Below are 13,008 nucleotides of genomic sequence, written 5' to 3' on the forward strand. Positions count from 1 at the left end.
ATAGCGTTGCCTTCGGTGTCGACCTCACAAGGGAAACAACATGAAAACCGACTTTAACGTGGCAAACACCATCCGTCGTCCCGTCAGTGGTGCACAAGCGCCGCCATTGACCAGCGAAGGACACACAAGATCAACCTCTGCCACTCAGATCGTCTTGCCGCCAACTGCGATTGTCTATTGCCAAGGTAACTTCGCCAACATCGATGGAAAAACTGCAAATGGCCTTGTTCGTCATTCAGAGGCCTACAGGATCCTGTCTGTCATCGATAGCAACCACGACGGCGAAGACAGCGGGCAGGTTCTTGACGATGCAGTAAACCACATTCCGGTCTTCAGAAGTTTGGACGCTGCTGTCGCCCATGAAGCCATCATCCCAGATACCCTCATTTACGGGATGGCACCATCTACGGGGAGACTCTCATCGACAGATCGCGACGTTGTTCTCGACGCGATATCACTAGGTATGAACATCGTCAGTGGATTGCATGAATATCTGAGCGATGATCCGGAAATTGCGTCTTTTGCGGCCGAACGCAAAGTCACCATCCGAGACATTCGAAAACCTAAACCCAGCAAGGATATGCGCCTGTTCGATGGAAGTATTGCAGGTGTAAAGGCACTGCGCATAGCGGTTCTTGGAACCGATTGCGCCATTGGAAAACGGACAACAGCGACCGTATTGGCCCGCGCCTTGAACGCAAGGGGCATCAAGACTGTTCTTGTTGGTACGGGCCAGACAGGTTTGATGCAGGGCGCAAAATATGGAGTGGCAATGGACGCCGTACCGCCGCAGTTCTGTTGCGGCGAGCTTGAAGGTGCGATTGTTGACGCTTCCGAGGCTGAACAACCCGATGTCATATTGATCGAAGGTCAAGGAGCGTTGAGTCATCCGGCGTTCTGCACATCCGCCTTTATCCTGCGGGGCAGCCAGCCGGACGCCGTGATCCTTCAGCACGCTCCAAAGCGTGCACATCGCTGTGATTTTCCCAATATGCCAATGCCCAAACCTGCAAGTGAGATTGCCCTTATCGAAGCGTTTGCAGACACAAAAGTCATCGGTGTCACTCTCAATCACGAGGGGATGTCTGAGGCCGAAATTACCGACATTATCTCCGCCCTGTCACAAAAACTTGGGTTACCCGTAACGGATGTACTCAGCCGCCCAGCTTCGCATCTGCTTGCAATGGTTGTCGCCGCCTATCCTGGGTTGCACCAATCCACGCCTGTGGCTGCGATATGAGTACACCACGCATTGAGGTGCATCTGAGCAAGATACGCCACAATGCAAAGACTGTGATTGGACGCCTCAGGACTCGCGGCATCAGCGTCACAGGTGTGACCAAAGCAGTGTGCGGGCATCCAGCCATCGCTCGGGCCATGCTGGACGGTGGCGCTGTGGGACTTGCAGAAGCGCGTCTTAGCAACGTGCGGAAGTTACGCAATGCGGGCATGACATGCCCGATCACCTTGATCCGTACACCAACGCTGAGCCAGGTCGATCAGGTCGTCCAGTACTGTGAGGCAAGCTACAACACAGAGATCCTCGTGATTACCGCTCTGGCCGCCGCCGCGATCCGGAAGGACTGCATTCACGGCATTATCCTGATGGTTGAGATGGGCGATCTGCGCGAAGGGATCATGCCAAAAGACCTCGGCTCAATTGCAAAACAAGTGGTGGACATGCCCGGTGTCGCGCTGAAGGGCATCGGAGCGAACTTCGCATGTCTGAGTGGAATTGCCCCGAATGCCGCAGACATGGACGCCTTGTCTGTCCTGGCGAATGACACAGAGGGACAGTTTGGTCCCTTCCTTCAGACGATATCTGGCGGTAACTCGGCCAACCTTCCTTGGGCATTCGGTGGACACCCAGTTGGGCGCATCAACGATTTAAGGCTGGGGGAAGCAATACTTCTGGGCGTTGATCCGGTTTCCGGAGATCAGATAGGCGGGATGTATACGGATGCCTTTACGCTTGTCGCCGAGGTCATAGAAACAGGGTCCAAACCTGCAACTCACCCTCAGAGCATCTGCGACCCGGTATTCAAAAGACTTTATCTTGTCCCCAAAAGTGGACAGAGCACACAACTAGTTCTCGCCATTGGTCAGCAAGATACGGACGTTTTCGGGCTTTCGATGCCTCCTGGAAACAGACTCATCGGTGCAACAAGCGATCACCTTGTCATCGGCACATCCCATTCGACACTGAGCGTAGGATCGGAAATGAGGTTCCAAATGAATTATAGTGCGTTGATGAAAGCTATGTCCGCTCCTGACGTTCAGACAAAGCTGCTCCGTGGCAGTCCTTCACGACACGCGCGTGTCTCTCAAGGACCAGGCAATCACCTGGCATCAATTTGAAATACTCACCTGATAATTGCGCCGTTGGAAACGGATAGGAGAATAACCATTGGCAAAGCTGACAAAAACAACTGTCTTCAATGCACACGTTCCCAAGGCGGAAACGCCGATGGAAAAAACAACGCGGGTCGTTAGGGAAATGGTCAACGAAGAAGCAGAGCAAAGACAGATCAAGAACGCTCGGCTTCGCAAAACTCGGCTCGAAAGGGATGCGAAGACACCATCTGAAGCCAGTCCGCCGAAGCCCGTAAAAAAGCGGTGACAGGATCGTTGGCCCTCCTCTCCGCGCGACTTGATTGAGCGAAACACAAACAAAGTGTCTAGCGAGCACTGTATATCTCATGCATCAGTAGCGCCCGTACTCGTTTCAAGGATATTGCCATGACAAACTCAGATGAGAGATCAGAAAAAGTTCACTATATCTGCCAGACATATGTCGAACAGAAGCCAGGACGCGGAGGGCAAGGAAGCCTGAAAATAGGCAAGCAATTTGAGTACTCTACGGCAGCGGAAGCACAAAACAGAGCAGAAAGAGAAGCGCAATCCGACGATTGCGCTGGCGCCGATGCCTACATGGTCAGTGAAGATCCGAACAGTGGCGAAGTCGGGTCGCCAAGTTTCCTCATTAGGCTTGGCAACGTCCCGGAATTTGATGAGTTTTAAATATTTTGCTAGCTTCAGCTTAGCTCTCTATTTGCACCTTGAATTCGGTACTAACTCGACCAGATACACATCTTTTTGTGCCAGCAAAATAGACCATTTTGGACGTGGGTTTTGCAAAGAAACTAGGCCATGAATACCAAATAAAACGGTCATTGGTGCGAGCGCTGCGAAAGCTAATTTTCTCCTGCTTAGCGATGATCTCATCAACCGGCATCGAACGGCATGTTTCCAGATTTCCGCAACGATGGTGACAGCGACATGTCGATGTGTTAGCTGACGCCATGATCTGAACGTTTTCCATCCATCCGCATTCAACACGGACGTTTCCGTGACCATTGAAATGCGCGTATGAAAGGAAAACACATGAAACTTCCAGATCTCCCCCCGATTCAAGGCAAACGCTTCGACATCGAAACGCTTCAATACAATACCATCAGCCTGATGAAACAGGCGGATGAGGGTCCGACCTTCCTGCGCCACGCAGGGCGGGTGACCCACGTCGTCATGACCGAGGAACTGTTCGACGAGCTTTGGCCAGACCCGCGACGGGCCTGGAGTATTTACGAAATGCCACTCCGCGAGGAGCGTCTCCTTTTCGAGGCTTTGAACAGGTCACTCGCCGAGAGTGAGGATGACGACGGTTAGAAATTTGACGCCAGCCCGGGCGCTGCCGGTCTGTCACAGCGTCCGAAATTTCGCAACCCATGGATGTTTGACGCCTCGGTAACAAACCACGAACGACGCAGTAGGGGTTTTATGTGAAGCGATCCTTGGTTGAGTAGCTGCAGTGCACGGCACCTTCTATGACCCACATCGAAACGGAAGTCCTATCGCGAAAAGAAGCTGAAGTAGAGGGCTTGGGTTGTGGGGATTTCTGTTCGCTTTACCACTCGGCGGATGGAAACCAGGCTTTGATCTGCGACCATTTACTGAAACAAAGATGATCGCACCTTAAAAAGTCAGCTGAAGTCTGTCGGTTCTGGGGCTTCGTCGCTCCGCTTGATTTCAGGAAGAAACGCGTTCAGGCTCTGTACGTATTCCACAATTACATCACCAACTTTCTCTGACGGTCGTGACACTTCGTCGAGAATTTGCCGCGCGGCTTCCTCGATGCTTACACCTCGTTCCGCTGCGATAATTCGCAGACGTCCATAAACTTCGACCAATAAGTTTTTGACAGTCAAATTCGTCATTGGAACCTCCACTTCGGAACCTACTATCATATCCTAGACGCAATTGCGTTGTCGTCATTTTAGTCATTTGCACTAAAAAAACGATCCCTGCCAGATAGTTTTGGCCCGCCCATCGGACCGTCGGAGCACCTTGCGGCTAAGGTCCAAAGCGAGCCCAAAAGTACAAAATGCTGCAAAATCTGCCAATGACTTCGAATTTGCAAAACTGGACGTTGGTGTGATTGAAAGCAATGCAAACAGTGCATTTGCCTAGCATTTCCAGTTACAACCGCATCAGCCAGCTCTGCCCTATTCGTTCAAAGCAGGTCGTTCTATTCGCGGCCTTCAAGGCTGAGACCCATGATCTTTGACAGGACGCCGCCGTGTCGCAGCAAGTCGACCTCTTGGAATGTTTCCACCGCCACTTTGCAACGGATATCGCCCAGCAATTCGGTGCCGCGCTGCCACTGCAAAGTAGTTTCCAGACCAGGCATCAGCGTCTCGGGTGGCAGGTTCACAGCGAAGCGATCCCCGGCGCGAATGCCCGCCGTCTTGGGATCGAACCCGTCAATTATCTGCACCGGTACCACGCCCATACCGATCAGGTTGGTGCGGTGGATGCGCTCGAAACTTTTGGCGAGCACTGCGCGGATGCTCAGTAGTGCCACGCCTTTGGCCGCCCAGTCGCGGCTAGAGCCCATGCCATAGCGGTCACCGGCCAGAATGATAGTGGGCTGCCCTTGATCCGCCAGGATTTGGGCTGCTTCGTGCAAGGGCAGGATGCGCCCATCCTCGAGCGTTGTCTCAGCAGGGGCCAGCCCCTCTTGCAGGAAGTTCACCGCCAGCCTGTTTGTGAAGAGGCCACGTAGCATGACCTCCCAATTGCCGCGATAGGCGGCATAGACATTCATGTCCTTGGGATCACCGCCGCGAGCGCACAGCCATTTGCCCGCCAAACTGGTTGGATCCACCCACCCCGCCGGCGAAATATGGTCGGTCGTCATATCATCCCCAAGCACCATCAGAGGCGTGGCGGTATAGTCGCCTAACCGCGATTGCTGAGGCTCGGCGGTGAATTTCGGCCGCCGCAGATAGCGCGAGGTTGGCTCCCACGGGAAGCGCGTGCTGTCATGGACCTTAATCTGGTTCCACGCGGCATTATGGGTGGCCGCAGCAAAGGCGGCGGGAACGTCCGCCTGACGATAGCCCGCCTTTAGAAGTGCCTTTATTTCAGAGATATCGGGCCAGATGTCGCGCAGATAGATCGGCTGACCCTCTGCGCCCTTGCCGATCGGGTCATTCAAGATATCGCCAAAAATATCGCCCTTCAACGCATAGGCCACGACCAAGGGTGGCGAGGCCAGATAGCCCAGATCCAGCTTCGGATGCACCCTCCCCGGAAAGTTGCGATTGCCCGACAGCACGGCGCTGATCGCCTTGCCGTCCTCCAGCGCGGTCTCGATCACCTCGGGCAAGGGGCCGGAATTGCCGATGCAGGTGGTGCAGCCATGGCCAACCAGATCAAACCCCAGTGCCGATAAATCGGGGATAAGGCCCGCGCGCTGCAGATAATCCCGCGCCGACGGCGAGCCCGGCGCCATCGAGGTTTTAACCCAGAACGGCGTCGTCAGCCCTAGCGCCCGCGCCTTGCGCGCCAACAACCCGGCCGCGATCATCATGTAGGGATCCGAGGTATTGGTGCAGCTAGTGATCGCGGCAATCCCCACCGCGCCATCGGGCACCACGCCTTCGATGCGCGGCGCACGGGACAGCAGACGGTCCAGCGCCGTCTCGACCCGCGCTGCGGCCTGTGCCGGGGTGCAGGTGTCCTGTGGGCGGCGCGGGCCAGAAATAGTCGGGGTGATCGAGGTCAGATCAATCTCGACCGCCCGATCAAAGCGCGGAGTGGTCGCGGGATCGAACCACAGACCCGTGGCACGAAAAACAGGTTCGATACTGCCCGTCAAACTGCAGGGCCGTGCGGTGCGTTTCAGATAGGCAACGGTTTCGCCATCCACCGGGAAAAACCCTGTCGAGGCACCGTATTCCGGCGCCATATTGGCAATCACCGCGCGGGCATCGGCGCTGAGCGTAGACAGGCCGGGGCCGCAGAACTCGACAAAACTGCTGGAGACATCAAGCACCCGCAACCGGTGCGTCACTTCAAGCGCCAGATCGGTCGGCATGGTGCCCTCGGGCAGCTGACCAGTCAGGCGCACGCCCACCACTTCGGGCATGCTCAGGGTCGTGGCTTGGCCGAACATGACGCTCTCCGCCTCGAGCCCGCCAATCCCCCAGCCCAGCACGCCAATGCCATTGATCATCGGCGTGTGGCTGTCAGTGCCCAACAGCATGTCAGGGTGGGCCCGTCCATCGGAGCCGATCTCAAGCACTGTTGCCAGTTGTTCAAGGTTGATCGTGTGCATGATCCCGGTGCCCGGCGGATGCACCGTAACCCCATCCATATTCTGTGATGCCCATTTCATGAAGCTATACCGCTCGCCGTTGCGGGCGATTTCGTTGCGAGCATTGGCTGAGAACGCCGCCAGCGTGGCATAGCGATCCACCGCCAATGAGTGATCAACTGAGACGTTGACCGGCAGGTTCGGGGAGAGAACGCCCGGGTCGCCATCAGCCTCGGCCACCGCGTCGCGCATCCCGGCAATGTCCGCCAGTGCGGGCGTGCAGGTGGTGTCGTGCATTAGGATGCGGTTGGGCATGAAGGTGAGCTCAAACCCATCGTTTCGCCCCTCAAGCCAGGCATCCAGCGCCGCTACAAGCGCGTCCGACTGGCCGGTGGCGCGTAGGTGGTTTTCGGCTAGAAGACGCAGGATAAAAGGCAACCGATCCAGTCGGTCGCCCAAAACACGTGGAAGGTCCGTGGCCCTTAAACGGCGCGTCCCTGCATCAATTTCCAGATCGGGGATCACCTTATCCTCGCTGGAGTCCAAATGGATAGTGGCCGCAGTCACACGAGTTTAACCTTGCTATGCAATACTCCATCGGCGTCGCCATAGATCCAGTCGCCCGGCGCAATGGTCACACCGCCGATGTGAATATCGCAGCCAGCTTTGCCCCAGCCCATTTTCGCGCTTTTCACCGGCGAGGTTGCCAGTGCGAAGACCTGCGTCGCCATCTGCTCGATCTCAGCGCTGTCGCGAATGGAGGCGTTGAGAACCAGCCCCACCCATCCGTTATTGATCGCCATTTTCGCGATCATATCCCCTAGAATGGCAATGCGGGTGGAACCGCCGCCATCTACGACCAACACGCGGCCCTCGCCGGGCCTTTCCAACTGCGCGCGCATGACCATGTTGTCTTCGAAACACTTCACGGTCTGCACTGGGGCGGCGAAATGCGGTGCCGTGCCGAAGCGACGAAACGGCAAGTGAACAAGCGACAGTTTGTCGGCGTGGTCATCAATTAGGTCAGCAGTTTTCATTTCGGTCTCACATATTTGCGTAGGTTGCTTTCAGGTCGGCCACGTCGGCCTCGCTCAGGAGGCGCGTCTTTTGCCCGCGCAGTGCTACAAGAAGTTTGGCAGTTTCTTCCAGCTCTTCTGCCGCGCACACGGCCGAGAACAGATCCTTGCCCGACACCACGGGGCCGTGATTGGCCAGCAGAACTGCGCTGTACGCGCCCTTCAGGTCACGGATCAGTTCGCCCGATTTCGGGTCGCCCGGTTTGACGTAAGGCACCAGTTTCACCGTGCCCACGCGCATCACCACATAGGGTGTCAGTGGTGGAATGCAGTCATCGGGGTTGGTGTCTTGTAGACAGGAAAGAGCGGTCGCCCAGGTCGAATGCAGGTGCACCACGGCCCCCGCCTGCGGACGGGTTTCATAGAAGGCCTGATGCAGGAACACTTCCTTGGTCGGACGGTCGCCCGCCACGTGATTGCCATCCAGATCGATTTTGCTAATCCGGTCGGGATCAATCGCGCCCAAAGTAGAATTGGTCGGTGTCATGAGGATGCCATCGGGCAGTCGGGCTGAGACATTGCCCGCCGTCCCGACCGAAAAGCCCCGGTTGAACAGGGACGCACAGAGGTTCGACATCTCTTGGCGCAGATCTGCTTCGGTGCTCATGTCCTCCCCTCCATGATGCGCAGAGCTTTAGTAAAGAAGTCCGGCGCGCCGAAATTTCCTGATTTCAGCGCAAGCGAGATCGGTTGATCCTCGCCCAGTGTCAGGACTGGAACGCCAGGGTCGATTTCCGCGCCGATACGCATCGCAGGCGAGCCAAGTTCGCCCGCCACTGCCTGCGCCACCGCGCCCGAAGTTTCGCCGCCCGCCACAACGATCCGGCGATAGCCGCGTTGCACCAGTGCGCGGGCGGTGTCGGCAAACAGAGCGTCCAGCTTCTCGGCCACGGCCTCGCGACCGAACTTGCCTTGAATCGCTTTCACCTCGTCGGGGGTGCCAGAAGAATGGACCAGGGGCGCATTGCCGGTGTTCTCAGCGATGAATTCCAGCAGGTCATCCATTGTGACCCTCCCATTCATGACGCCGGGTACGTCGATGGCATAGGTCGGATGCGATTTTTGATGCTCGGCCAGCTGACCGCGCGTCGCACCAGAGCACGACCCCGCCAGAATGGCCTCGGGGCCTTGAATGCCTTCTGCAGAGGGCAAATTGGCCTTGGCCTGACCGCTGCGAATGAAGTTGCGCGGCAAGCCCAGCGTTATGCCCGAACCGCCCGTAACCAGCGCAGCGCCTTCAAGTGCCTCGCCCAGCGTCAGCAAGTCTTCGTCAGATACGGCATCGGTCACAGCATAGTGTTCTTCCGCACCTTGCAGCGCAGCCCGCACCTGTTCGGACCCGGCCAACACGGTCGACAGCGGCAAATGACCCACCGCATGCTCGGTCTGCAAGCGCAGGAAGCGGCGCAGGTCGGGATCCGTCATCGGCGTCAACGGATGGTTCTGCATCCCACTTTCGCTTAGCAGCATGTCATGCACGAACAGATGGCCCTGGTAGACCGTGCGCCCGGTCGTCGGAAAGGCCGGACAGACCACCACGCCGCGCGCGCCCAGCTTGGCGGCCAGAGCATCGGCCACCGGGCCGATATTGCCTTCAGGCGTTGAATCAAAGGTCGAGCAATACTTGAATACGATCTGCTTGCAGCCCTGATCCAGAAGCCATTTCAGCGCCTCGAGGCTTTCGCGCACCGCATCTTCAACCGGGTTCGAACGCGACTTCAGACTAACAACGCCGGCGTCGATGTCCGGTTCGGCAGGGCCAGTAGGCACGCCGGGATACTGGGCGGTTCTCAGACCTCCTTCGCCGTCAATGCCTTTGGCCAGAGTGTTGGCGACATCGCTGCCGCCAGTGAAATCATCTGCGATAACGCCAATTAGCATTGCTGAACCTCGTTATTGTGTTCGATCCGGCGGCGGATTTCTTCAATCGCGGCCTCAGGGCTGGTCAGAACAGGAACGTCAGTGCATTCGCGCACCGCATTCGCAGCGCTGGCCATGGAAAACTGCGCCAGCAGGATGACATCCGCATCAGTGATCATGGCGGCGGTATTGGCAATCAATCGGTCGTGAGTTTCGTCGTCGCCAGCCTTTTTGGCGTCCAGCGCGCCCTCGCAAAAGACCGAGGTGATTTGCGCGATGCTGCCTTTCTCGCGAGCAGCCTCAAGGAACTCATCCTCCATCCCACCGGCGGCAGGTTGGAAAGTGTACAGCATGACAACTCGGTCTCCGTGGGAGAATGCCGCTTCGAACATAGCTTCGTTAGGCTTCATTACTGGAATGCCCGCCTCGAAATTGGCACGTTCGATGGCCGCCCCGAAGGCGGAACAGGTGAATAAAACCCCATCGGCCTCTGCAGCCTCGGCATAGCGGGAAAGGTCGATTATCCGGCGCAGAAGGTCAGCGGAAAGTTCCGCCGATTTCGCACGATCCACCGAAAGACCCTCTTCCAATATCGAGATCATCTCGGCTTCCGGCCAAAGCTTCTCTGCAGCATCCTCGATCGGATCAATCGCCACTTTGGTTGCATGAATAAGCGCTATGCGCGGTCGGTCTTTCATCTTTTTTGCGTCCTGAAATATTCGGCGACACCACAGGGAGAGAGGCAGTGCCGCCGAAAAGCTGCGGGCAAGAGTTGCCCGCAAGGAGTATCCTCAAGCTGCAACGCTTTCGCGCGCTACGGCTTCTGCGACGAGGGAGCCAAAGGCGTCACAGTTCACGGATCCACCCAAGTCACGGGTGCGGTTTTCCGAGACGTCGATCACTGCGTCCACGGCGTCGGCAATGGCTTGACCGGCATCCATCAACTTCTGGATGCCACGCTGTTCGCCCAGCCAGGTCAGCATCATGGCCGCTGATAGGATCAACGAGGTCGGGTTGGCGACGTTCTGCCCCTGAATATCCGGCGCCGATCCATGTTGCGCCTGAGCGCAGCACAGACCGGTTTCAGCGTTGGCGTTGATCGACCCTGCCAGACCCAATGACCCAGACAATTCCGACGCTAGATCCGACAGGATGTCCCCGTAAAAGTTGGTAGCTACCACCACGTCGTAAGCTTCGGGTTTGCGCACAAGAAGTGCGGCGAAAGCATCGACGATCAGCTCTTCGGTTTCAACTTCGGGGAAGTCCTTGGCCACTTCGCGGAAGCATTCCAGGAACAGTCCGTCGGTCATCAGGAACGAGTTTGCCTTGTGGATCGCCGCAACCTTCTTGTTGCGTTGCATTGCCAACTTGAAGGCTTCGCGACAAATCCGCATCGAGCCGTGGCGGGTGATCTTGCGTACCGACAGCGCCATGTCGGGGTCGGGCATCATCTCGCCCACGCCCTTGTACATGTTTCTGTCAGGGTAGAAGCCCTCGGTGGCTTCACGCATGATCACCAAATCCATGCCTGGCGCTTTGTTCGGGATGAAGCTGCGGGTACGTGCGGGACGTACGTTTGCATAGAGGTCCAGCCCGATGCGGAAGCCAGCCGACACGTTGCGTCCACCTTCGACAACCGGGGGATAATCCATGTGTGACTGAGTGCCTAGGATCACACCGTCAAATTCGGTGCGGGCGCGATCCAGAACCTCTTCCCGCAGGGTGATGCCGTGGTTCTTTAAGCTGGTGAAACCGCTCTCTTCTTCATGGAAGGTCAGTCCCAGATCAAAGCGTTTGTTCGCAGCTTCGACAACTTCCAGGGTCGCCGCCATGATTTCCGGCCCGATACCATCGCAGGGCAGTGTCATGATACGCATACTAGTCTCCTATGATCGGCCATTTGGCCAAGTTCGTTGAGGGTGTCGGCTCAGTCGCCGACGAATTCTTCTTGATCGCGTGCGGCTTCCATCCGCTTCTTCATGCGACGCCCCATCAGCATGGGCAGCACGAAGCCGGCGATTGCGACAAGCCACAGGATGATGGCCAGGGGACTGCCGACGAGGATGAACCAGTCGCCATCCGAGATCGTCATGGCGCGGCGCAGGTTCACTTCCATCTGGTTGCCTAGGAGAATGCCAAGGATCACGGGCACCAGAGACACGTCGAGTTTGCGCAGAACCCAGCCAGCAATCCCAAAGCCCACCATCAGCATCACGTCAAAGGTCGAGCCGGTGATCGAATAGATGCCTACGAAGGAAATCATCGCGACGATCGGCATCAGGATCCGGGTCGGGACCATAAGCACACGGGTGAAGATGCCTACCAGCGGGATGTTCATGGCCAGTAGGATGAAGTTCGCAAGGAACAGCGAGGCGATCAGGCCCCACACGATGTCCGGGCTTTTCGAAAACAGCAGCGGACCAGGCGTGATGTTCAGCTGCAGCAGCACTGCCAACAGAACCGCCGTTGTCCCCGAACCGGGAACACCCAGCGCCAGCATCGGCACCAGTGCGCCACCCGAGGCCGCGTTGTTGCCCGCTTCCGGTGCCGCGACGCCGCGCGGGTCACCTTTGCCGAAGGTCTTGCCATCACGGTCAACCGCTTGCTTTTCCAGCGAGTAAGCCAGGAACGAGCCCAGCGACGCGCCCGCACCGGGCAGAACGCCCGAGAAGAAGCCAAGACCCGTGCCGCGCGCCATCGAGGGAAGGCAGCGCTTGATCATCTTGAAGTCGGGCATGATCCGGCCAATTTTGGTTGCCCCGGCTGAGCCGACTGCGCCACCGCGGTGATGCTCGAGGAAGATGAACACCTCGCTCAGTGCGAACAAGCCGACGATCGCAATCAGGAAGTCGATGCCGTCATAAAGGTGTACGTGGTCGAAGGTGAAACGCTGCGAGCCCGTCTGGCTGTCGCTGCCAATCATGGCAATGCCCAGTCCCAGCGCTGCCGCAAATGCCGATTTTGCCTGGTTAGTGGACGAGATGCCGCCAAGGGTTGCAAAGGCCACCGTGAACAGTACGAAATACTCGGCCGGTCCAAATAGAAGGGCTATTTTCACCAACTGCGGGGCCAGAACGACCAGACCACAGGTGGCCACGAAGGCACCTACGAACGAGGCAACCCCAGACAGCGACAGGGCCTCGCCTGCCTTGCCCTGCTGGGCCATCGGATAGCCGTCCAGACAAGTCATCATCGCCGGTTCGTCGCCGGGAATATTCAGTAGGATCGAGCTGATCCGTCCCCCATACATGGCACCGTAATAGACACTGACCAGCAGGATCAGAGATGCGGTCGGGCCCAGACCCAACGAGAAGGCAATGGGGATCAGGATCGCTACACCATTGGCTGGGCCAAGACCCGGAAGTGCACCCATCAACGTTCCCAGAAAGCAGCCGATGACCGCCAGCAACAGGTTCTGCGGGGTGAGTGCGATGGCAAAGCCATCTGCAAGAAGAGACAGAATTTCCATAGGTA

The 13,008-nt window shown here is 57.3% G+C and carries 13 protein-coding genes; 5 read left to right on the plus strand and 8 right to left on the minus strand.

The genetic code is table 11. The features are described from left to right. Positions 1 to 40 precede the first annotated feature (40 nt). The 5 genes from AC2FLD_RS11975 to AC2FLD_RS11995 all read left to right on the plus strand — a co-directional run bounded on the left by AC2FLD_RS11975 (position 41) and on the right by AC2FLD_RS11995 (position 3,666). Positions 41 to 1,240 (plus strand): N-acetyltransferase DgcN family protein, encoded by a 1,200-nt coding sequence (locus tag AC2FLD_RS11975; RefSeq protein ID WP_496669347.1) that lies wholly within the window; start codon positions 41 to 43, stop codon positions 1,238 to 1,240. Continuing rightward, entirely contained in the window at positions 1,237 to 2,358 is a 1,122-nt protein-coding gene (locus AC2FLD_RS11980; RefSeq protein WP_496669345.1) for an alanine/ornithine racemase family PLP-dependent enzyme, read from the plus strand. The genes AC2FLD_RS11975 and AC2FLD_RS11980 overlap by 4 nt, the downstream gene beginning before the upstream one ends. 49 nt (positions 2,359 to 2,407) lie before the next feature. Then, positions 2,408 to 2,620, plus strand: a complete 213-nt coding sequence (locus AC2FLD_RS11985; RefSeq protein ID WP_496669343.1) for a hypothetical protein — start codon at positions 2,408 to 2,410, stop codon at positions 2,618 to 2,620. 119 nt (positions 2,621 to 2,739) lie between these two features. Continuing rightward, the gene (locus AC2FLD_RS11990; protein ID WP_496669341.1) at positions 2,740 to 3,021 is read left to right on the plus strand and encodes a hypothetical protein; all 282 of its coding nucleotides are present in this window, start codon (positions 2,740 to 2,742) and stop codon (positions 3,019 to 3,021) included. Positions 3,022 to 3,384: 363 nt separating this feature from the next. Next, the gene (locus AC2FLD_RS11995; RefSeq protein ID WP_496669339.1) at positions 3,385 to 3,666 is read left to right on the plus strand and encodes a hypothetical protein; all 282 of its coding nucleotides are present in this window, start codon (positions 3,385 to 3,387) and stop codon (positions 3,664 to 3,666) included. Positions 3,667 to 3,980: 314 nt separating this feature from the next. Here AC2FLD_RS11995 and AC2FLD_RS12000 read toward each other — a convergent pair whose 3' ends face one another. The 8 genes from AC2FLD_RS12000 to AC2FLD_RS12035 all read right to left on the minus strand — a co-directional run bounded on the left by AC2FLD_RS12000 (position 3,981) and on the right by AC2FLD_RS12035 (position 13,003). Continuing rightward, entirely contained in the window at positions 3,981 to 4,214 is a 234-nt protein-coding gene (locus AC2FLD_RS12000; protein ID WP_496669337.1) for a FitA-like ribbon-helix-helix domain-containing protein, read from the minus strand. Positions 4,215 to 4,525: 311 nt separating this feature from the next. After that, a complete protein-coding gene (gene acnA, locus AC2FLD_RS12005) occupies positions 4,526 to 7,165 on the minus strand; it encodes an aconitate hydratase AcnA (protein WP_496669335.1) in 2,640 nt (879 codons plus the stop codon). Continuing rightward, the gene (gene rraA, locus AC2FLD_RS12010) at positions 7,162 to 7,635 is read right to left on the minus strand and encodes a ribonuclease E activity regulator RraA (protein ID WP_480738572.1); all 474 of its coding nucleotides are present in this window, start codon (positions 7,633 to 7,635) and stop codon (positions 7,162 to 7,164) included. Before rraA ends, acnA begins: the two co-directional genes overlap by 4 nt. A gap of 7 nt (positions 7,636 to 7,642) precedes the next feature. Further along, entirely contained in the window at positions 7,643 to 8,281 is a 639-nt protein-coding gene (otnC, locus tag AC2FLD_RS12015) for a 3-oxo-tetronate 4-phosphate decarboxylase (protein ID WP_480738570.1), read from the minus strand. Further along, a complete protein-coding gene (otnK, locus tag AC2FLD_RS12020; RefSeq protein ID WP_496669334.1) occupies positions 8,278 to 9,555 on the minus strand; it encodes a 3-oxo-tetronate kinase in 1,278 nt (425 codons plus the stop codon). Before otnK ends, otnC begins: the two co-directional genes overlap by 4 nt. Next, entirely contained in the window at positions 9,549 to 10,232 is a 684-nt protein-coding gene (locus tag AC2FLD_RS12025; protein WP_480855722.1) for an aspartate/glutamate racemase family protein, read from the minus strand. The genes otnK and AC2FLD_RS12025 overlap by 7 nt, the downstream gene beginning before the upstream one ends. A 93-nt stretch (positions 10,233 to 10,325) precedes the next feature. Further along, the gene (locus AC2FLD_RS12030) at positions 10,326 to 11,411 is read right to left on the minus strand and encodes an isocitrate/isopropylmalate dehydrogenase family protein (protein WP_282027311.1); all 1,086 of its coding nucleotides are present in this window, start codon (positions 11,409 to 11,411) and stop codon (positions 10,326 to 10,328) included. Between the two features lie 50 nt (positions 11,412 to 11,461). Further along, complete coding sequence (locus AC2FLD_RS12035) at positions 11,462 to 13,003, minus strand: tripartite tricarboxylate transporter permease (protein WP_299637589.1); 1,542 nt, start codon at positions 13,001 to 13,003, stop codon at positions 11,462 to 11,464. Between the last annotated feature and the right edge of the window lie 5 nt (positions 13,004 to 13,008).

It is taken from the genome of Ruegeria sp. CDSA021 (assembly GCF_059612325.1).